Origin of the sequence: Bordetella saccharivorans (genome assembly GCF_045862855.1) — a bacterium.
GTDB lineage: Bacteria > Pseudomonadota > Gammaproteobacteria > Burkholderiales > Burkholderiaceae_B > Bordetella_A > Bordetella_A petrii_F.
The window spans coordinates 3,283,802-3,303,735 of record NZ_BAAFZO010000001.1 but is presented as its reverse complement, the minus strand read 5'-3'; the positions used below and the strand labels follow the sequence as shown (position 1 = coordinate 3,303,735).

Annotated in this window: 17 protein-coding genes; 5 read left to right on the top strand and 12 right to left on the bottom strand. The window is 69.2% G+C overall.

Translation table 11 applies throughout. From position 1 onward, the window contains the following. Window positions 1-114: 114 nt before the first annotated feature. Window positions 115-2,484, top strand: coding sequence for an RNA-binding transcriptional accessory protein Tex (tex, locus tag ACKTT0_RS15825; RefSeq protein ID WP_407850781.1), 2,370 nt, complete (start codon window positions 115-117; stop codon window positions 2,482-2,484). A gap of 112 nt (window positions 2,485-2,596) precedes the next feature. Then, a complete protein-coding gene (locus tag ACKTT0_RS15820; RefSeq protein ID WP_407850780.1) occupies window positions 2,597-3,070 on the top strand; it encodes a BON domain-containing protein in 474 nt (157 codons plus the stop codon). A 21-nt stretch (window positions 3,071-3,091) separates the two neighbouring features. On the opposite strand, the gene ACKTT0_RS15815 is transcribed toward ACKTT0_RS15820, so the two are convergent. Both ACKTT0_RS15815 and ACKTT0_RS15810 read right to left on the bottom strand, forming a co-directional pair. Continuing rightward, window positions 3,092-3,394 (bottom strand): hypothetical protein, encoded by a 303-nt coding sequence (locus tag ACKTT0_RS15815; protein ID WP_407850779.1) that lies wholly within the window; start codon window positions 3,392-3,394, stop codon window positions 3,092-3,094. A gap of 181 nt (window positions 3,395-3,575) precedes the next feature. Further along, the gene (locus tag ACKTT0_RS15810; protein ID WP_407850778.1) at window positions 3,576-4,286 is read right to left on the bottom strand and encodes an ArsR/SmtB family transcription factor; all 711 of its coding nucleotides are present in this window, start codon (window positions 4,284-4,286) and stop codon (window positions 3,576-3,578) included. A gap of 239 nt (window positions 4,287-4,525) precedes the next feature. Between ACKTT0_RS15810 and ACKTT0_RS15805 the strand changes: the two genes are divergently transcribed. Continuing rightward, window positions 4,526-5,032: a hypothetical protein gene (locus ACKTT0_RS15805; protein ID WP_407850777.1), complete on the top strand. Its 507-nt coding sequence runs from the start codon at window positions 4,526-4,528 to the stop codon at window positions 5,030-5,032. Between the two features lie 4 nt (window positions 5,033-5,036). Here ACKTT0_RS15805 and ACKTT0_RS15800 read toward each other — a convergent pair whose 3' ends face one another. The 6 genes from ACKTT0_RS15800 to ACKTT0_RS15775 form a co-directional block, all read right to left on the bottom strand. Then, the gene (locus tag ACKTT0_RS15800; RefSeq protein WP_407850776.1) at window positions 5,037-6,380 is read right to left on the bottom strand and encodes a tryptophan--tRNA ligase; all 1,344 of its coding nucleotides are present in this window, start codon (window positions 6,378-6,380) and stop codon (window positions 5,037-5,039) included. A gap of 90 nt (window positions 6,381-6,470) precedes the next feature. Beyond that, window positions 6,471-7,334 (bottom strand): amidohydrolase family protein, encoded by an 864-nt coding sequence (locus tag ACKTT0_RS15795; protein WP_407850775.1) that lies wholly within the window; start codon window positions 7,332-7,334, stop codon window positions 6,471-6,473. A gap of 2 nt (window positions 7,335-7,336) precedes the next feature. Next, window positions 7,337-8,398 (bottom strand): isocitrate/isopropylmalate dehydrogenase family protein, encoded by a 1,062-nt coding sequence (locus ACKTT0_RS15790; RefSeq protein WP_407850774.1) that lies wholly within the window; start codon window positions 8,396-8,398, stop codon window positions 7,337-7,339. 28 nt (window positions 8,399-8,426) lie between these two features. Beyond that, window positions 8,427-9,440 (bottom strand): Bug family tripartite tricarboxylate transporter substrate binding protein, encoded by a 1,014-nt coding sequence (locus tag ACKTT0_RS15785; protein WP_407850773.1) that lies wholly within the window; start codon window positions 9,438-9,440, stop codon window positions 8,427-8,429. 18 nt (window positions 9,441-9,458) lie between these two features. Further along, window positions 9,459-10,433 carry a tripartite tricarboxylate transporter substrate binding protein gene (locus tag ACKTT0_RS15780; protein WP_407850772.1) on the bottom strand — a complete coding sequence of 325 codons (975 nt, stop codon included), beginning with the start codon at window positions 10,431-10,433 and terminating at the stop codon, window positions 9,459-9,461. 36 nt (window positions 10,434-10,469) lie between these two features. Beyond that, window positions 10,470-11,099, bottom strand: a complete 630-nt coding sequence (locus tag ACKTT0_RS15775; RefSeq protein ID WP_407850771.1) for a GntR family transcriptional regulator — start codon at window positions 11,097-11,099, stop codon at window positions 10,470-10,472. Between the two features lie 504 nt (window positions 11,100-11,603). Between ACKTT0_RS15775 and mgtA the strand changes: the two genes are divergently transcribed. Next, entirely contained in the window at window positions 11,604-14,366 is a 2,763-nt protein-coding gene (mgtA, locus tag ACKTT0_RS15770; RefSeq protein ID WP_407850770.1) for a magnesium-translocating P-type ATPase, read from the top strand. Window positions 14,367-14,376: 10 nt separating this feature from the next. Then, a complete protein-coding gene (locus tag ACKTT0_RS15765; protein ID WP_407850769.1) occupies window positions 14,377-15,093 on the top strand; it encodes an MgtC/SapB family protein in 717 nt (238 codons plus the stop codon). Between the two features lie 4 nt (window positions 15,094-15,097). Here ACKTT0_RS15765 and ACKTT0_RS15760 read toward each other — a convergent pair whose 3' ends face one another. The 4 genes from ACKTT0_RS15760 to ACKTT0_RS15745 all read right to left on the bottom strand — a co-directional run bounded on the left by ACKTT0_RS15760 (window position 15,098) and on the right by ACKTT0_RS15745 (window position 19,868). Then, complete coding sequence (locus ACKTT0_RS15760) at window positions 15,098-15,424, bottom strand: DUF3325 domain-containing protein (RefSeq protein WP_407850768.1); 327 nt, start codon at window positions 15,422-15,424, stop codon at window positions 15,098-15,100. Between the two features lie 7 nt (window positions 15,425-15,431). Next, window positions 15,432-17,039, bottom strand: a complete 1,608-nt coding sequence (locus ACKTT0_RS15755; RefSeq protein ID WP_407850767.1) for a PepSY-associated TM helix domain-containing protein — start codon at window positions 17,037-17,039, stop codon at window positions 15,432-15,434. Continuing rightward, window positions 17,036-17,317 (bottom strand): DUF3649 domain-containing protein, encoded by a 282-nt coding sequence (locus ACKTT0_RS15750; protein ID WP_407852439.1) that lies wholly within the window; start codon window positions 17,315-17,317, stop codon window positions 17,036-17,038. Before ACKTT0_RS15750 ends, ACKTT0_RS15755 begins: the two co-directional genes overlap by 4 nt. A gap of 115 nt (window positions 17,318-17,432) precedes the next feature. Further along, complete coding sequence (locus ACKTT0_RS15745) at window positions 17,433-19,868, bottom strand: TonB-dependent siderophore receptor (RefSeq protein ID WP_407852438.1); 2,436 nt, start codon at window positions 19,866-19,868, stop codon at window positions 17,433-17,435. Between the last annotated feature and the right edge of the window lie 66 nt (window positions 19,869-19,934).

Below are 19,934 nucleotides of genomic sequence, written 5' to 3'. Positions count from 1 at the left end.
AAATGATACCCCGCCCGGGCCGGCCGGGATGCCTAAAATAGCGCTGCCGCAGCTGGGCGCGCCGCGCCTTGTGGCACAATCCGCCCCTTGTTTTCCCTTTGCCGTCGTATCGAGATGCCCGACACTTCCGCCACCACGAGCACCGCGCCCAGCGTCGACCACGCCCGAATCCTCGCCCAGCTGGCAACCGAACTCGGCACCCGCCCCTCGCAGGTGGCCGCCGCCGTAGAGCTGCTCGACGACGGCGCGACAGTGCCCTTCATCGCCCGCTACCGCAAGGAAGCCACCGGCGGCCTGGACGACACCGTGCTGCGCAACCTGGAAGTGCGGCTGGGCTACCTGCGCGAACTCGAAGAGCGCCGCGGCGCCATCCTGGAATCGATCGCGCAGCAGGGCAAGCTGACCCCCGAGTTGCAACAAGAGATTGCCGCCGCCGATACCAAGCAGCGCCTGGAAGACCTGTACGCCCCCTACAAGCCCAAGCGCCGCACGCGCGCGCAGATCGCCCGCGAAGCCGGCCTCGAACCGCTGGCCGACGCCATCCTGGCCGACCCGGCCTGCGATCCGGCCGCGCTGGCGGGGCAATACCTGAACCCGGAAGCGTCGATCAACGACGCCAAGGCGGCGCTGGACGGCGCGCGCGATATCCTGGCCGAACGCTACGCCGAAAATGCCGACCTGCTGGCCGACATGCGCGAGCACCTCTGGTCCACCGGCCTGCTCTATTCCAAGGTGGCCGAAGGCAAGGAAGCCGAAGGCGCCAATTTCCGCGACTGGTTCGAGTTCAGCGAGCCGCTGCGCACCCTGCCCTCGCACCGTATCCTGGCGCTGCTGCGCGGCCGCCAGCAAGGTGTGCTGGAACTGCGCCTGGGGCTGGACGCCGAACTGGAGGCCGAGACGCCGCACCCCTGCGTGGCGCGCATCGCCGGTTTTCTGAAGCTGGGCAACGGCCTGTTTGCCGCGGACGCCGCGCCGCGCGCGCGCTGGCTGGGCGAAGTGTGCCGCTGGACCTGGCGCGTCAAGTTGCTGACGGCATTCGAAAGCGAGCTCATCGGCCGCCTGCGCGAAAGCGCCGAAGCCGAGGCCATCCGCGTGTTCGCCGCCAACCTGAAAGACCTGCTGCTGGCCGCGCCGGCCGGCCCCAAGGCCGTGCTGGGCCTGGACCCGGGCATCCGCACCGGCTGCAAGGTGGCGGTCATCGACCGCACCGGCAAGGTGGTCGACACCGCCACCGTATACCCCTTCGAGCCGCGCCGCGACCGTGAAGGCACCATTGCCACGCTGGCCGCGCTGGCGGCCCGGCACCAGGTCGAGCTGATCGCCATCGGCAACGGCACCGCGTCGCGCGAGAGCGAGAAACTGGTCGGCGACATGATGAGCCAGTACCCCGACCTGAAGCTGACCCGCGTGGTGGTATCCGAGGCCGGCGCCTCGGTGTATTCGGCCTCCGAGACCGCGGCGCTTGAATTCCCCGACCTCGACGTCACGCTGCGCGGCGCCGTATCCATCGCGCGCCGCCTGCAAGACCCGCTGGCCGAACTGGTGAAGATCGACCCCAAGGCGATCGGCGTGGGGCAGTACCAGCACGACGTCAACCAGCGCGAGCTGGCACGCTCGCTCGATGCCGTGGTCGAGGACTGCGTCAATGCGGTCGGCGTGGACGTGAATACCGCTTCGGCCGCGCTGCTGGCGCGGGTATCCGGGCTGAATTCGCTGCTGGCCAAGAATATCGTGGCATGGCGCGACGAGAACGGCGCGTTCCCCACGCGCGACACGCTGCGCAAGGTGCCGCGCTTCGGCGACAAGGCTTTCGAGCAGGCGGCCGGCTTCCTGCGCATCCCCAACGGCGCCAACCCGCTCGACGCCTCAGCCGTGCACCCCGAGGCGTACCCGGTGGTCGAGCGCATCGTCGCCAAGATCAAGGCCGACGTGCAGCACATCATCGGCCAGCGCGACGCGCTCAAGGGCGTGTCGCCGGCCGACTTCACCGACGAGCGCTTCGGCCTGCCGACCGTGCGCGACATCTTCGCCGAACTGGAAAAGCCGGGCCGCGATCCGCGCCCCGAGTTCAAGACCGCGCAGTTCAAGGACGGCGTGGAAACGCTCAACGACCTGTACCCCGGCATGGTGCTCGAGGGCGTGGTCACCAACGTGGCGAACTTCGGCGCCTTCGTCGACATCGGCGTGCACCAGGACGGCCTGGTGCATATCTCGGCGCTCGCCGAGAAATTCGTCAAGGACCCGCGCGACGTGGTGCGGGTCGGGCAGACGGTCACCGTCAAGGTGCTGGAGGTCGACGTGGCGCGCAAGCGCGTGGCGCTGACCATGCGGCTCAACGACACCGCCCAGCCGGCCCGGCGCGGCGGCGGGGAAGCGCCGCGCGGCGCGGCGAAGCCCGCCGGCCGGCGTCCGCAGGCCGATGCCGGCCGCGCCGAGCCGCGCAACAGCGCCATGGCCGACGCCTTCGCCCGCCTCAAGCGCTGAGGCCGCCACATCGCCCGGCCCGCGCGCGGCCGGGCACATCGCTTGCGCAGTGCCACCACGGCCGGCCGCGCCGACCGGCGCGGCCACGGCCCGACCGACCCGGAGGACGCAAGTGAACCAGATCCTGAACCGCATCGCCACGCTGGCGCTCGGCGCGGCAGCCATGTATTACCTCGACCCCCAATCGGGACGGCGGCGCCGCGCGCTGCTCTGCGACAAAATGACGGCCTTGCGCAACGACGCCGCCGACTGCCTGCTGGCGGAAGGCAAGCAGGCGGCCGACCATCTGCACGGCTGGACGGCCGGCGTGCGTTCCGGGCTGGGCCTGGACCAGCCCGCCAGCGACCACCAACTGGGCGAACGCGTGCGCGCACAGCTGGGACGCCTGGTGAGCCACCCCGGCGCGATCCACCTGACGGTCGCCGCGGGCGAGGTGACCCTGGGCGGCCATATCCTGGCGGCCGAGCGCGACGCGCTCATCACCGCGGTGACTCACATGACCGGCGTGCGGCGCGTGCACGACCAGATGGAAGTCCATGACACGCCCGGCAATACCCCGCAACTGCAGGGCGGCGCGCCGACCTGACGCAACCGCGCGGCCAGCCGTCTACTTGGACTGCTTGCGCTCGCCGCTGCGCACATAAGGGCCGGAGCGTCCCTCCAGTTCCTCGTCGGTCTCGCGCTTGAGAGACCGCTGCGGCGTATGGCCACGGCCGGCCATGCTGGCGTCGCCCGATGGCCGGCCGGGCGCGTCGCCGGGGCTTTGCGCAGGATCCAGCGCGCCGCCGCCATGGCCGGCCGCGCGGCGGCCGGAATGCCGGAATTCGTAATCGTCAACCGGCGCCGCGCGGCCGGGCGCGCCGGGGCGCGTCGCCGGGCCGTCCGGCCGGGATGTCGGGGATCTGGGCATATGTCCTCCTGCGGGCATGGCCGCCGGGATGGCGGCTGCAAGCCATCGAGCAGCACATCATGTACCCGGGCGGCCGGCGACCAAGCCGGCTGCCGGCGACCAAGCCGGCTGCCGGCGCGGGCGGCGTAAAAATTGCGGTGGCCAGTAGAACTTTCAGCAGCGGCGGCGCCCGTTGAGCTGCTCAGGCGGCCAGCGGCAGCGCCGGCGCCTGGATCCCCAGTTGTTCGCCCAGCCAGCGCCACCCCTGCGGGGTGACTTTGATCGCGCGGGAGTGGGCATCCTTGCGCAGCCAGCCGCGGTCGCACAACGCGGCAAGCAGCGCCACGCCCAGCGGCCCCGCCAGGTGATGGCGCCGCTCGGTGCAGTCCAGGCACTGGCGCGCCAGCCCGCGGCGCGTCGGCTGGAGCTGGTCCACGTCGATTCCCATGCCGCCGAACCAGGCGGCGCCGGCCGGCGTGACGTCGAATTGCTTGTCCGGCGCCGCGGCCAGGTAGGCGCGCGCTTGCATGGCCTGGGTGATGGCCACCCCGAGCTGGCCGGCCAGGTGATCGTAGCAGCGCCGGCAGAAGCGGAACTCGCGCGCCTGCGGACTGAGGGCCTTGCGCACCGCGGGACGCTCGGGCTGCATCGCCGACAGGCTTTCCAGCATGCGCGCGACATGCGCGCCGGCCAGCCGGTAATAGCGGTGACGCCCTTCGGTTTCCACGGCGAGCAGCCCGCCGTCGAGCAGCTTGGCGAGGTGCGAGCTGGCCGTCTGCGCCGTGACACCCGCCGTGCGGGCCAGTTCGCCGGCAGGCAGGGCGCGCCCGTCGAGCAGCTCGGCCAGCATGGCCGCCCGCGCATGGTCGGCCAGCAGGAAAGCGGTGGCGGAAAAACCGGGTTGATAAGACATCGCGCAGCTCCTGGGAATGGCCACTCTAGCGCATGTCCGGGCGCCACAGTTCGACACCGGCCGAAGCATGGCCAGCGCCGGCCGGGTTATCCCTAGGGGCGCCGCGGCAAAAAAGAGCAGCCAGGCAGCCTCAATTAAGTGAAAATATCCTTTTGTATCAAAACAATAAAATCGCTGCCCCATCCGGGTGTCAGCATGCGATATCCGGCTGCGCCCGGTATCCCGGAGACTCTTTCATCATGCGAAGCCACACGCTTGCGCTCGCCGCCCACGCGTCGCAGACCATAGACGCCGCCACCCTGAGCCCCAGCGCGAGCTACGACGAGGTCACGCTGGGCCAGCATGCCCGCCTGGTGCTGGACGGCGTGCAGGCGTCTTTCAAGCAGCTCATCCTGGAACGTCTCGGCGCGCGCATGGTGGAGCTGGTCAATGGCGCCAGCCTGCACGCCGGCGCGCTGGGCTTCGCCAGCATGGGCGCCGCCATTACCTATCGCATCGGCGCGCGCTGCTCGCTGGTATTCGACGCCAGCCAGTGGGACCCCGAAGTAGTGGCCAATACCACTTTCGAATTCGCCAGCCAGGGCAGCGGCACGCTGCGGTATTTCCCGTTCATCAACCCGGAATGGCTGGACTGCCCAGCCGTGATGGGCTATGCGGAAGGCGACGTGCTGGAGATCGCCGGCCAGGGCAATCCGCCGCGCTTCCAGCTGCGGGACGGCCGCATCGTCGCGGCCGCCGCGCGCTGAGTGCTCAGCCGGCCAGCGCGGCCAAAGCCTGGCGCGTCTGCTCGATCAGCGCATCGCGCTGCCCGGCATCGGCCGCCGCCGGCCCATGGGCGACCGGCTCGCCATCGACCATGGCCGCATAGGACAGGCCATCGGCGCGCAGGGAGTCCGCCGCGCCGGCCTGCAGGCGCTGCATCAGCGCCCCGGCTTCCTTGGGGTTGTCGAAGCCCGCGGAACGCAGCAGTTCCTGGCCATCGGCGGCCAGCAGGCGGAAGCGGAAGCGGCCGTCGTCATCGCGGAAGCTGACGAAGCGGGCCGACTTGCCGGTTTTCCTGGCGGCCTTGCCGGTCGCCTGGGCGGCCCCCAGCGTGCGCAGGCCTACCGCTTCGCGCAGTTCCGCGATGAACGGCGTGGCCAGCTTGCGGGCCTTCTGCGCGCCGGCCTGCAGGATCTCTTCGATACGGCCGGGATTGGAAATCAGCTCTTGATAACGCTCGCGCAGCGGCGCCAGGTCGCGCTCGATGCGCTCGCACAGCGCCTGCTTGGCATCGCCCCAGCCCAGGCCTTCCTCGAGCTGCGCGCGGAACGCCGCCGATTCGGCCGGCGTCGAGAACGCGCGGTATAGCGTGTACAAGTGCGAGGCTTCCGCATCCTTGGGTTCGCCGGGCTGGCGCGAATCGGTCACGATGCGCATCACCGCCGCGCGCAGCGCCGCCGAGCCGCCCTCGAACAGCGGAATCGTGTTGTTGTAGCTCTTGGACATCTTGCGGCCGTCCAGGCCCGGCAGCGTCGCCACCTCTTCTTCGATGACCACTTCCGGCAGCACGAAGTATTCGCGGCCGTACAAATGGTTGAAGCGCTGCGCGATGTCGCGCGCCATCTCCAGGTGCTGGATCTGGTCGCGGCCCACCGGCACTTTGTGCGCGTTGAACAGCAGGATGTCGGCCGCCATCAGGATCGGGTACGAAAACAGGCCCATCGTGACGCCATCGTCGGGATCGACGCCCTTGGCCGTATTCTGGTCCACCGAGGCCTTGTAGGCGTGCGCCCGGTTCATCAGCCCCTTGGCCGTCACGCAAGTCAGCAGCCAGCACAGCTCCGGGATCTCGGGAATATCCGACTGCCGGTAGAAAGTGACGCGTTCCGTGTCCAGGCCGGCCGCCAGCCAGGTCGCCGCCAGTTCGAGGCGCGAGCGGGCCACGCGGGCCGGATCATCGCACTTGATCAGCGCGTGATAGTCGGCCATGAAATAGAACCCGTCGATGCCGGGCTGCCTGCTGGCCTGGATGGCGGGGCGGATGGCGCCGGCATAATTGCCGAGATGGGGAGTGCCGGTGGTGGTGATGCCGGTGAGAACGCGGGTACTCATGAACAGGGACAACAGGCAGTTGCGGGGAAGTCCGCAGTGTAACGCGTCGGCCACCCGAGCCGCGGCCGGCCCGGAGCGCGGGCAGCCCCCCTAGAACCCGTACAGGCGCGCCGGGTTGTCGACCAGCACGCGCGCGCGCAGGCCGGCATCGGGCAGCCAGGCGGCGATGCCGGCGGCCAACTGCTCCCTACCGATCCGGCGGTAGGCGCTGACCTCCGACGCGGCCTTGCCCGGCGCGCGGCTGGTGTGCGGCCAATCGCTGGCCCACAGCACGCGGTCCGGATTGCTGGCGAGCAAAGCGGCCGCCAGGGCGGCGACCTCGCCGCCGCGCTGGCCGGACGGATCGATGCGGTATGGCGCCGACAGCTTCACATAGGCGGCTCCCGACGCCAGCAAGGCCAGCACGGCGCGCACGCGCGGATCCGCCAGCGCGGTGCCGGCCGGAATCATGGCGAAATGATCCAGCACCACGGGCACCGGCAATGCCTCCAGCGTGGGCGCCGCCGCGGCAAGCGCATCCAGCGAGGCATACACCTGCACATGCCAGCCAAGCGGCGCCAGGCGCCGGCCCCAGGCGGCCAGTGCCGCGCGGATACCGTGCGGATCGCTGCGACCCACGCTTTCCAGGTTGATGCGCACCCCTCGCACGCCGCGGGCGTGCAAGCCGGCCAGCGCCGCCGGCGTGGCGTCCTGGTCCAGTACCGCCACGCCCCGGCCCGCGCCTTGCAGCGCCTCCAGGCCGTCCAGCAGGCAACGGTTGTCGGTGCCGTAGACGCTGGGCTGGACGATGACGGCGCGCGCCAGGTCCAGCCCGTCCATGTGTCGTAGCAGGTCCGGGGGGCCGGCGAAGCCGGGCGTGTAGTGCCGGTCGGCCGCCATGGGATAGCGGCGCGGATCGCCGACCACGTGTACGTGGCAGTCGCAGGCGCCGGCGGGCTGTGCGCTGGCCGGCATGGTCAGGCGGCCCGCAGCCGGTCGACCACGGCCTGGCCGGCGGCGCGCGTGCCCAGGCTGCCGCCCACGTCGCGGGTGCATTGCCCCGACTCGATCGCGGCCGCGATGGCCTGCTCGATGGCCGCCGCGGCCTCCAGGAAATTGCGCCCGCCCTTGCGCTGGCCGTACCAGTTCAGCAGCATGGCGGCCGACAACAGCTGCGATGCCGGGTTGGCGATGTCCTGCCCGGCGATGTCGGGCGCCGACCCGTGGGCGGCCTGCCCCATGGCATGGTCGCGGCCCGCGTTGAGCGAACCGCCAAGGCCCAGGCTGCCGGAGAGCTCCGCGGTCAGGTCGGACAGGATGTCGCCAAACATATTGGTGGTCACCACCACGTCATAGCGGTCCGGCGCCCGGACCACATGCGCCATCATCGCATCGACGATCACGTCATCGACGCGCACCTGGGGGAACTCTTGCCCCACCTGGCGGCAGATATCGATGAACATGCCATCGCCAAGCTTCAGCACGTTGGCCTTGTGCACGATGGTCACATGCTGGTTGCGCGTCATGGCCAGTTCGAACGCGGTGCGCGCGATGCGCTCGCAGCATTGGCGCGTGATGCGCCGCAGCGACACGACCACGTCGGGCGTGATCAGCATCTCGCTGCCGCCGGATTCGACGTTGCGGTCGGCATAGAAACCTTCGGTGTTCTCGCGCACCACGACCAGGTCGAACTCGCCCAGCCGCGCCGGCATGCCGCGGTACGTGCGGGCGGGGCGGATGTTGGCGTACAGGTCGAGGCTCTTGCGGAAGAACTTGGACGGGTTGATCTCGCCCTTGCTCTCGTCCTTGAAATCGTAGGTCGCCATCGGCCCGAGCATCAGCCCGTCGGCCGCCCGCACCTTGTCCAGCAACGCCGGCGTCACGGTGGCGCCGTAACGCTGCAGGCTGGCATGGCCGGCGACGTCATGTTCGAGCTGCAGGGCCAGCCCGAAACGCCGGGACGCCTCTTCCAGGGCGTCGACCGCCACCGCCATCGTTTCGGGGCCGATACCGTCGCCCGGGAGAACCACTATCTTCATGAAGACACCTCGTAAGAAATAGAACCGCTCAGCCTTGCACCCGCACGCCAGCCGCCTCGACCAGGCGACGGTACTTCTCCGCCTCGTCGCGCACGAAAGCGGCGAAATCCGCCGGCGAGGCCGGGCGCACGGTGGTGCCGTCGGCCTCGAGACGGCTGCGGATGCGCGGATCGGCCAGCACGGCGTTGATGTCGTTGTTGAGCCGCTGCACGACCGCCTGGGGCGTCCCCGCCGGCGCGAAATAGCCGCCCCACAGGCTGAAATCGAAGCCTGGCGCAACGCGTTCCGCCACCGCCGGCACATCCGGCAGGGCCGCCACGCGCCGCGGCGTGGACACGGCCAACGCCTTCAGCCTGCCAGCCGCGATGTGCGGCATGACCGCCGACGCGCTGGAGAAAAAGCCATCCACATGTCCGCCGAGCAAATCGGTCATGGCCTGCCCCGCGCCCTTGTACGGCACGTGCACCATGCGCGCGCCGGTGGCCAGCGCCAGCGCGGCGGCGGCCAGATGCCCCGGCGTCGCGGTGCCCGACGATGCATACGTGACGGTGTCGGGCCGGGCGCGCGCCGCCGCGACCAGCGCCGCCAGGTCGGCATGCGGCGAGCCCGCCGGCACCGCCAGCACCAGCGGCGAATCGCCCACCAGCGCGACCGCAATGAAATCGCGCTGCGGATCGTAGCCCAGGTCCGGCATCACGAATGGATTGACCGCCATCTCGCCCGTCTGCCCCAGCAGCAGGTGATAACCGTCGGGCGCGGCGCGCGCGACCTGGCGCGTGCCGATCGAGCCGGAAGCGCCGGGCCGGTTCTCGACCACCATGGTCTGCCCCAGCGCCGCGCCAAGCCGCTCGCCCAGCAAGCGCGCGAAGACATCCCCCTGCCCGCCCGGCGCATACGGCACGGTCACGGTGATGGCCTGCGACGGATAGCCGGGCTGCGCCAGGGCGCGCCGGCCGAGAACGCCAAGCATGGCGGCGGCGCCGGCGCGCGCCAACCAGCGCCGGCGGCCGGGCACGGCGGGGCTAATAGGAACATGTGCCATGATCGGTCCTCCGCTGCGTCAATCGAGGCGAATGCCCGAACGCTGCACCACGCCGCGCCACAAGGCCAGTTCGGCCGACAAGGCGCGGCTGAAGTCCTCGGGCGGGCCCGCGTACAGGTCGGCGCCTTCGCTGGTCAGGCGCTGGCGCACCAGGTCGGCGGCAGCGGCCTCGTTGACCGCGGTATTGAGCCGCTGGACCACCTGCGGCGGCGTGCCGGCCGGAGCCAGGATGCCCCACCAGGTCGAGATGTCGAAATCCGGCACGCCCGCCTCGGCCATGGTCGGCGTGTCGGGGAACAGCGGCGAACGCGCCTTGCTGGTGACGGCCAGCAACTGCACGCGGCCCTCTTTCACCTGCCCCAGCATGGTCGGCACGGTCGCGAAAAATACCTGCACTCTTCCTGCCAGCAGATCCACCGTGGCCGGGCCGCTGCCCTTGTATGGCACGTGCGTCATCTGCACGCCTGCCTTCTGCTTGAAGAGTTCGCCCGACAAGTGATTGATACTGCCCGCCCCGGCCGAGCAAAAATTGATGTCGTCGGGCCGCTGGCCAGCCAGGCTGCGCAGCTCGGCCACCGACTGCACGCCCAGGTCCTTGTTGGTCACCACCAACAGCGGCCCGCGGCCGATCAGCGCCACGGGGGCGAATGACTTCTCGACGTCGTACATCTGAGTGGCCTGCGCCGCCGCGTTGGTCACGAAAGTGGACGTGGCGAACAGCAGGGTGTAGCCGTCGGGCGCGGCATGCGCCACCAGGTTGGCGCCGATGGAGCCGCCCCCGCCGCCGTGGTTCTCGACCACGACCGGCTGCCCCAGCCGGTCGCTCAGCGTACGCGCCATATCGCGCGCAATGCTGTCGGTGCCGCCGCCCGCCGCGAACGGCACCACCAGTTTGATGGGCTGGTCTGGAAAAGCTTGCGCGCAAGCCAGCGCCGGCAGCATCCAGGCCGCCGCGGCCAGCGCGCGCCGGCGGATGCTCTTCAGGTAACGCATGATGTCTTGTCTCCTCGATGATTTGAAATGATTGGCTCACCCCTGGCGCAGCATCTTCAGGCGCTCCAGCAATGCCTGGTGGATATGCTCGCGGGCCGCCTCGGATGCCCGGGCCGGATCGCGGTCGCGGATCGCGGTCACGATTCCGGCGTGTTCCTGCTGCGCCGCCTTGGCGCGCGGCCTGGAACTGAGCGTGCTGCGCCCCAGCAAGTAGGTGGTATCGGTCAGCGAGCGCAGCAGGCGGATCAGGTGGCGGTTGTGCGCGGCGCTGTAGATGGCTTCGTGAAAGCGCAGGTTGAGCGCCACCGGATCGCTGCCGCCCTCGCGCAGGATGGCTTCCATGTTGGCGATCTCCGCGTCGGTGGCATGGCGCGCGGCCAGGGCCGCGGCGGCCGATTCCAGCACTTCGCGCATGGCGTAGAGCTCGCCGACTTCTTGCTGGTCCATGGTGGTGACCACCAGGCCGCGGCCGGGCTCCTGCCGCAGCAGGCCCTCGTCCTGGATGCGCTTGAGCGCCTCGCGCACGGGCGTGCGGCCCAAGTCCAGCAGTTCCGCGACCTCGATCTCGCGCAGGCGCGCACCGGGGGCGAACTCGCCTGAAAAGATGCGGCGCTTGATCTCGTTGTAGGCGGCGTACGCCTGTGAACTGGCTTGCGGTATGGGCATGGCATCATGATTGTGTATTTATATATATTTTTGCATACAAAAAAGAGAATGCAAACAGGAACGCGAAAAATGCTTGAGGTGGCCTATCCGCCGGCGTAGAATCGCGCCAGTTCATCAACTGCGGAGACCCCGACGTGGGCACTTGTTCGAGCGACAGTAGTCGGCCGGTCCAGGAGACCGGCACTTCCTCGGCACGATAACGCGCAGGCTTGTCCCTGCCGCTGTCTCGCCGAGCGCGGGAAGCGGCCTCCGGCCACGGCACCTTGCCGTGGCATCCCCTTCTCCAGACCCTGACGCGCCGACGGCCTTGCTGGCCGCCGGCCCGAATGATGCTTGCCGTTCGCGGCGAGCCGACGACGCGCGTCCGCCAGGCGTGCTCGTCGTGCGCGTCCGATCGCCTGGCCCACTTGACCCGACCAGAACCATGCCAGAACCCCGACCACCCCCTCCCGCCTGAATACGCGCCCCAAAGCGTGAAGCAGGCATGCCAACCGGAGAACAACAATGAGCTTCACGCTATTGAAAGCGCTTTTTGCGAGCTTCCTTCGCGCTCGCCATATCGTCCGGCATTTCCGCCGCCTGGCGATGCTGGAGACCTTGGCAGGCACCGGCGTCAGCCGGGATGTGCTCGCGTCGCTGGGCCAGTCCCTGGCCGCCGCGGCGACCTGCGACCCCCAGGCCCTGTTGCAGCGACTCGGCAGCCGCGCCGAAGGCTTGAGCGACGCCCAGGCCGAGGCCATGCGCGCCCGCGTGGGCCTCAATGAGATCGAGCATGAGAAACCGCTGCCATGGTGGCGGCACCTATGGCATTGCTTCCGCAATCCGTTCAACCTGCTATTGAGCTTGCTGGCGGCCATTTCGCTGCTGACCGAGGACCTGAAGGCGGCCATCGTCATCGCCACCATGGTGGTGTTGTCGACGCTGCTGCGCTTCTGGCAGGAAACGCGCTCCAATGCCGCCGCCGACTCGCTCAAGAGGATGGTCGCCAACACGGCGACCGTGCTCCGCCCGGGTCCGGCGCGCGACATGGGGATGTCCGCCTGCGGCTTGGCGGCCGCCCGCCACGCGGGCGCAGCGCACGCCATCGAACTGCCCATCCAGCAACTGGTGCCCGGCGATATCGTGGCGCTGTCGGCGGGCGACATGATTCCCGCCGATTGCCGCGTGCTGGTCGCGAAAGACCTGTTCGTCTCGCAGGCCGCGATGACCGGCGAATCGACGCCTGTCGAAAAGTTCGCGGCTCAGCGCGAGGCGCGCGCGATCAATCCGCTGGATCTCGACAATATCTTCTACATGGGCACCAATGTGGTGTCGGGCTCGGCCACGGCCGTGGTGCTCGCCACCGGCAACAATACTTACTTCGGCGTGCTGGCCGGTCGCGTCGTCGCGGTCGATCGCGCCCCCACCTCGTTCCAGGCCGGCGTCAACAAGGTGAGCTGGCTGCTGATCCGGTTCATGCTGGTGATGGCCCCGCTGGTGCTGCTGATCAACGGTTTCACCAAGGGCGATTGGCCGGCAGCCCTGCTGTTCGCCCTCTCCATCGCCGTCGGCCTGACTCCCGAAATGCTGCCGATGATCGTGACATCGACGCTGGCCAAGGGCGCGGTGGCCTTGTCGCGCCGCCAAGTCGTCGTCAAGCGGCTCGACGCTGTCCAGGACTTCGGCGCGATGGACGTGCTGTGCACCGACAAGACCGGCACGCTCACCCAGGACCGGGTTGCCGTGGCGCGGCATGTCGATATCTGGGGCGGCGGCAGCGACGAGGTGCTGGAGCTTGCGTACCTCAATAGCTATTACCAGACCGGCCTGAAGAACCTGCTGGACGTGGCGGTGCTGGAACATGCCGAGGTGCATCGCGACCTGCAGCCCGCCAGGAATTACCGCAAGGTGGACGAGATCCCGTTCGACTTCGCGCGCCGCCGCATGTCGGTCGTGGTGGCCGCCCGCGGTGGGCCGCCCGTCATGATCACCAAGGGGGCGGTCGACGAGATGCTCGCCGCCTGCACCCAGGTGCGCCACGGCAATACCGTGCAGGCGCTGACGCCCGCCTTGCTGGCCCGCATCCGCGCCGTGACCGGCCGGCTGAACGATGAAGGACTGCGCGTGATCGGCGTGGCGACCCGGCAACTGCCGCCGACCGGACAGCCATATGGGGTGGCCGACGAACGCGACCTGGTCCTGGCCGGCTATATCGCGTTCCTGGATCCGCCCAAGGAGTCCGCCGCCCCGGCGCTCGCGGCGCTGGCCGCCCATGGCGTCGCGGTCAAGCTGCTCACCGGCGACAACGAACGCGTGGCCACGAAGATCTGCCACGAGGTGGGGCTGGCCTCGCGCGGGCTGCTGCTGGGCCAAGACATCGAGCGCATGAGCGACCGGGTACTGGCCCACGCAGTAGAAAGCCATGACATCTTCGCGCGCCTGACGCCCGCCCACAAGGAACGCATCGTCAGCGCGCTCAAGGCCGGGAACCACGTAGTCGGCTTCCTGGGAGACGGCATCAACGACGCGCCGGCGCTGCGCGCGGCGGATGTCGGCATCTCGGTCGACACGGCGGTGGACATCGCCAAGGAAGCGGCCGACATCATCCTGCTGGAAAAAAGCCTGATGGTCCTGGAGGCCGGCGTCCGCGAAGGACGCCGCACCTTCGCCAACATGCTCAAGTACATCAAGATGACCGCCAGCTCGAACTTCGGCAATGTGTTCTCGGTACTGGTGGCCTCGGCCTTCCTGCCCTTCCTGCCGATGCTGCCGATCCATCTGCTGGTGCAGAACCTGCTGTATGACATCTCGCAGATCGCCATTCCGTTCGACAACGTGGACGAGGACCTGCTGAGCCGGCCGCAGCGCTGGCAGCCGGCCGATATCGGGCGCTTCATGCTGTTCTTCGGGCCCATCAGTTCGATATTCGATATTGTCACCTACGCCATGATGTGGTTCGTCTTCGGCGCCGACACGCCGCGCGGACAGACCCTGTTCCAGTCCGGCTGGTTCATCGTCGGCCTGCTGACGCAGACCCTCATCGTGCACATGATCCGCACGCCCAGGCTGCCGTTCATCCAGAGCCGCGCGGCGGCGCCGCTGCTGCTGATGACCGGCCTGATCGTGGCCACCGGCATCTTCCTGCCGATGGGACCGCTGGCCCCGTACTTCAAGCTGCAAGCGCTGCCGCCGCTGTACTTCGCGTGCCTGCCCGTCATCTTGCTGGCGTACATGGGCCTGACACAAATCATGAAGAACATCTACCTGCGCCGCCACGGCTGGCAATGAGGAAACCGGCATGCAAGCTCTCCTGAATCTCAATGCGGGCTCATTGCTCGACACCTTGCTCAGCTTCGCCACGGCTTTCGTGCTGGGCGGCCTGATCGGCTTCGAACGGCAGTACCGGCAGCGCACCGCCGGACTGCGCACCAATGTGCTGGTGGCCGTGGGGGCCGCCGTTTTCGTGGACGCCGCCAACCGCCTGGCCGGCCCCGACGGGGCGGTGCGCGTCATGGCCTACGTCGTATCGGGCATCGGCTTCCTGGGCGCGGGCGTCATCATGCGCGAAGAAGGCAACGTGCGCGGGCTCAACACCGCCGCGACGCTATGGGGATCGGCCGCCGTCGGGGCGGCCGCCGGCGCCGACCTGATCGCCGAGGCAATGCTGGCGACCGTGTTCGTGCTGGCGGCCAACACCCTGCTGCGCCCCATCGTCAACACCATCAACCGCAAGCCTCTCGACGTGCAGTCGGCCGAGGTCACCAACACCGTCTACCTGATCGCCGAACGCGCGCACCAGAAGATGGTCCTGGTGCAGCTCGAAGAAGAGCTGGAACGCAGCAATTACCCGGCGCGCGACCTTGAGGCGCACGCCTTCGGCCAGACGGAGATCGAGATCGAGGCGACGTTGGCGGCCGATTCGGTCGATGGTGACGAACTCGATGCGCTGGTGCGGCGGCTCGCCGCGCTGCCGGCGGTGCGGCAGGCATTCTGGAACCCGAGCGCGACGGACTGAATGCTCACATCCAGGCCAGCACCGGCGCCGCCACGGCGCACAGCCCGCCGGTTGCGAGCGCGGCGCCGGGGCGGTAGCTGACGAACCAGATCAGCAACAGGCCCGCCAGGCTCAGGATGCCGATCCATTCCACCGTGCCGTATCGCCACCCCCAGGCCGCGGCCGACGCGCACAGCGACAGGACCAGCGCCAGCCAGCCCGCGGCCCGCAAGGGGGTGCGATGGCGGCGCGGCAGCGCGCGGTCGAATACCGCCTCATAGTGGCGGTCCATGCCCAGGCACAGGGCGGCGAAGCCGGCGTAGGCCAGGCAGAAAGCGGCGATGCTCATCATGATTGGATCACCTTGTCTCCAGGGCCGCCGCACCGCGCGCCAGCGGCCGCCGTACAGGTCGGGCGCGCGGTTTGCGCGCCTTGTGGGCCATCCAGGCCAGCAGCGCCCCGGAGGCCAGCGCGGTGAGGTCGAACCCGGCCATGACCCAGTCCCCGGCAGGCAGCGACACGCCCAGGTGGCGCGCCGTCGTGACGGCGTTCAGCGCCGGCAGCGCCAGGGCCAGGGCCGCGGCCAGCGACAGCAGGTCGGGCCACATGCGCGCGCGCCGCGCGAAGGCATACAGGAACGTCAGCCCCCAGACGCTGAAGAACACGCGGGTTTCCCAGGCGGCGCGGCCGGCCAGCTCGGGCGGCAGCAGCCGGTTGGCCCAGAAGTACGCGGCCAGGGCCACGCACAAGCCGGCGATCGCGCCGGCATTCAAGGCATCGACCAGCCGCAGGGAAAACGACCGGGCCGCCGCGTCGCCGGCCTTCTGGCGACGCTTGGCGACCCACAGCGCCAGCCCGGTTCCGACCATGGCCGTGCCGGCCAGGCTGACCAGGAAATACAGCCAGCGCAGCACTGGCTCGGCGAACAAGCCCAGGTGCAGGCCGATGATGGTGCCGGCCGTCACCATGGCCGCGCTATCGCTATCGTGGCGCGCCAGCAGCCGGCCATCGACACCATCGAAGCGCAGGCTGGGCGCCAGGCGGCCGTACGACACCCGCTCGCCCGCGTCGCGGCTGACCGACACGACCGCGCCGGCCTTGCCCGGATTCGCCACCACCAGGCGCCCTGCCCGGCCATCCTGCCAGTGCGCCTGGGCCTGTTCGACCAGTTGGCCAAGCGGCAGCAGGGGCGCGGCTTCCTCGCCGGCGGGCGTCGCGGCGAAGGCCGGGAACATGTCGTTGGTGAAACCGCGCGGATTGTCGTAGGCGGCCGAGATGCCCGCCGGCAGCAGCATGGCCATGAAGATCACCAGCCCGCTGAAGGTGATCATCAAGTGGAACGGCAGGCCCAGCACGGACAAGGCATTGTGGCCGTCCATCCAGGCGCGCTGGCCGCCCTTGGCCGGACGGAAGGTGAAGAAATCCTTGAAGATCTTCTTGTGGGTGATCACGCCGCTGATGATGGCGATCAACATGAACATGCCGGCGATGCTGGCCAGCCAGCGCCCCCATGGGAAACCCATTTCCAGCTCGAAATGGAAGCGGTACAGGAAGTCGCCGCCGCGCGTCTCGCGCGCCTGCAGCTCCTGTCCCGTGCGCGGGTCGAGCTTCACGCGCTTGAAGCCGCGCTCGCCCGGCGCCGGCTTGGGAACCTGGTACAGCAGCCCCAGCCCCGGCTCGCGCGGCGAAGGCAGGTCGATGAACCAGCGCGGCGCATCGGGTGCGTGCTGCTGCAGGTAACGTTGCGCCAGGTCGGCGGCCTGCGCGGCCGGCATGGCCGCCTGGCGGGCCGGCATTTCGGGCTGCATCCAGTGGGTGATTTCAGGCCGGAAGAACGCCAGCGTGCCGGTCAGGAACATGGCGAACAACACCCAGCCCAGCACCAGCCCGGACCAGGTATGCAGCCACGACATGGCCTGGCGCAGGCCCTCGCCCGCCTCCTGGGACGGCTTGGCGGACGGTGTCATGCCACCCCCGCCGGCCGGCCCGCCCAGAACAGCGCCGCCAGCAGCGCGGCGGGCACCAGCATGCCGGCCCAGGCGCGCCACGCGTTGCGGGTGGCGAACACCCAGGCCACGCCGATGGCGTAGGCCACGAAGGCCGCCAGCATCGCGGTAATGACGGCATCGACGCGCGCCAGCGGCAGCCAGACTGCCAGGCAGGCGGCGGTGGCCGAGGCCAGGCCGTAGCCGCCCAGCACGGCGGCGGCCACGCGCGACGCCACGGCCCATCGATAACGCGCCAGGCTGGCGCCGGGATGAGGTTTCACTGCAAGTCCTGCGAACGAAATAAGTTGAGAATTATAATCATTAACAACAACGCCGCCAGCCCCGCCGCGCGGACGGGGCCGGCAAGCGCCATTACCAGCGGTATTTCACCGCCGCCTTCACGGTGCGGTCATAGCCATACCAGCACCAGTTCTCGTCGATGCACGACGCCACATAGCGTTTGTCGAACACGTTGGCCACGTTCAGGCTGACCTGCCAGCCCTTCAAGGCCGGCTGGTGGCGGCCCAGGTCGTAGTCCAGGCCGAGGTCGAACAGCGTCGCGCCCGGCACGCGGAACGTATTGGCGGAATCGCCCCACGTTTCGCCCAGGTAGCGCACGCCCGCACCCAGGCCGAGGCCGGCCAGCGGCCCTTCCTGCAGCTGGTAGCGCACCCAGGCCGAGGCCTGGTGCTTGGGCACGCCGGTCGGGTGGGTCCCTTTCAGGCTGACGCCGGCGCTGTTGGGGTTGTCCTTGGTGTAGGCATTGTTCAGCCAGGTGTAGGACGCGATCACGCTCAGGCCCTCGATGGGCTCGGCCTTGGCTTCCAGCTCCAGCCCGCGCGTGCGCACTTCGCCCGCCTGGATGTTGCAGCGTCCGGAGCCGCAAATATGCGACGGATCCGGGTCGGTGGTGGTCAGGTTCTTGCGGCGCAGGTCGAACAGCGCGGCGGTCAGCAGCATGCGCGACCCCGCCGGCTCGTACTTCACGCCCACTTCATACTGCTCCCCTTCCACCGGGTCGAACGGCTGGTTGTTCCAGCCCGTGCCGTTTTGCGGCTCGAACGATTCCGAATAGCTGAAGTACGGCGCCACCCCATTGTCGAACAGATACAGCAGGCCGGCGCGCGCGGTGAAGGCCTGGGCGCGCTGCGGCGAATGGGTGCGCGCGCCGGAAGCCAGGTTGGTGGTGTCGGTGGATGTGCGTGCCCAGTCATAGCGCCCGCCCAGCAGCACCGACAGGCGCCCCACCTTGATCTGGTCCTGCAAATACAAGCCCGCCTGGTATTGCTTCTGGGTCTGGTCGCTGGTGAACGGCGGCAGGGTGTAGCCGGCGTCGTAATTGGGGTTCCAGGTATCCAGGTTGAAGTCGGCGGTGCCCCAGCGCGATGCCGACAGGGTATCGGTCTTGATGTGCTGGTAATCGAAGCCCAGCAGCACCTTGTGGGCGAATGCGCCGGTGGTGAAATCGGCCTGCAGGTTGTTGTCCAGCGTCAGGGCGTCGAACTCCACGTCCGTGCCGATCATGCCGCGCGCCAGGTAGCGGTAGGTGCCGGGGTCGGCCCAGGCGCTGTTGTAGATGCTGCGGTACTGTGCATCGGCGTGCGTATAGCGGAAGTTCTGGCGCGCCTTGAAGGTGTCGTTGAAGCGGTGCTCGAAGTCGTAGCCCAGCGAATAATGCTTGCGGTCGCTGCGTTCGAACCCCTTGTCGCCATCATAGAAACTGCGCGAAAAACGGCTGCCGTCCGGCAGTTCGTACACCGTGCCCATGGCCGGCAGCGAGCCATACGCGCCCATGTCCGGATCGCGCTGGAAATGCGTCAGCACGGTCAACCGCGTATCGCCCGAAGGCTGCCAGGTGAAGGATGGCGAGATGTAATAGCGGCGTTCCTTGGTGTAGTCGAGCTGGCCGTCGGCCTTGTAGCCGGAAGCCACCACGCGGTAGAGCAGCCTGCCCTCGTCGTCCAGGCGTCCGCCGACGTCGGCCATGCCGCGCAGCAGCGAATCGGTGCCGAACTCCACGCCCAGCTCGTTGACCTGTCCGTCGACCGGTCGCTTGCTGATCTGGTTGACCACGCCGCCCGGCCCGCCCTGGCCATACACGACCGACGACGGGCCTTTCAGCACATCGACCCGCTCCAGCCGGTAGGCGTCGACCTGCGGCAGCGCGTCGCGCCCGCCGAACACGCGCAAGCCGTCCAGGTAGGTGGTGGCCGCGAAGCCGCGGATGGTGAACTGGTCCAGCCGCGTGGCCGTCGCGCCGCGCGTTTCCACCGCCACGCCCGGCGTATAGCGCAACACCTGGTTCAGCGTATTGGCGCCCTGCTGGGCGATCTGGTCCTGCGTGATGACCGAGATCGATTGCGGCGTCTCCAGCAAGGGCGTGTCGGTCTTGGTGCCGGTGGCCGCCACCCGCGACACCACGCCGTAGGTTTGCCCCGTGCCGGTCTCGCCCTCGCCCTGCACCACCACCGGCGCCAGGCTGACCGTGTCGCCGGTAGAGGCGGGCACACGCCGCAGCACCCAGCCGCCGGCGCCCGGCTGGGCCTGCAGGCCAGTGCCCTGCAGAATGGCGTCGAACCCGTCGCCCACCGAATAGCTGCCCCGCAACCCGGCGGCGCTCAGGCCCGCCACCAGGCGCGTATCAAACGAGATCAGCACGCCTGCCTGCCGCGCATAGGCAGTCAAGACTTGGCCGAGCGGGCCGGCGGGCACCGAATAGCTGCGGGCGGCGGCCGGCTGCGCCAGCGTGGCCGGCGGCAAGGTGGCGAGGCCGGCGCCGGCCAGCGCCAGGACCAGCGCAGGCAACATGGCGGCGGGCCGGACCCGGGCCTCCTGGCCGCGACGCCGCGCACCGCCGGCCGGGGCCGTCAGGAA